Raw genomic sequence first — 490 nt, forward strand, 5'->3', positions numbered from 1 at the left:
CACAGGGTGGAAAATTGGAACTACAACAGTTAAATCAGCGCCATCTAAAATGCTTGCTCGACCATGTTGAACTTGACTCAGAATTGACGTTTTGTGAAGGGGCTGTGCCACCAAAGCATGTTCTGATCCGTTCTTATGAGCAGCTCCAAAACTCAAAAGCTGAAATTTGGTCATTACCCTACATGATGTCAGTGGACAATAATGTCGTTGGTTTCTGTGGCTTCAAAGATGAACCTCAAGATGGTGAAGTTGAAATTGGGTACAATGTTTCGCCTTATAAACAAGGTCGAGGATTTGCAAAATTGGCAGTCAATCAACTTTGTCAGTTAGCGTTTAATATGGATTCAATTGAAAGTGTTGTGGCTTTGATTTCATCGGCGAACCTCGCTTCGTTGAATGTCGTACGTGCTAACAACTTTGTTTTCATTGGTTTTGTGGTTGATAGCGACAATGAAAAATTGGAAAAGTGGGTGCTAAAGCGGGCATCCTG

General features: G+C 41.4%; 1 protein-coding gene. It reads left to right on the forward strand.

All coding sequences use genetic code 11. The features are described from left to right. Window positions 1–14 precede the first annotated feature (14 nt). Window positions 15–490 (forward strand): GNAT family protein (locus tag GOU96_RS18255; protein ID WP_324702120.1); only part of this gene is annotated, 476 nt, incomplete at its 3' end.

The sequence above is a fragment of the Vibrio sp. R-1 genome (assembly GCF_035615595.1).
GTDB lineage: Bacteria > Pseudomonadota > Gammaproteobacteria > Enterobacterales > Vibrionaceae > Vibrio > Vibrio cholerae.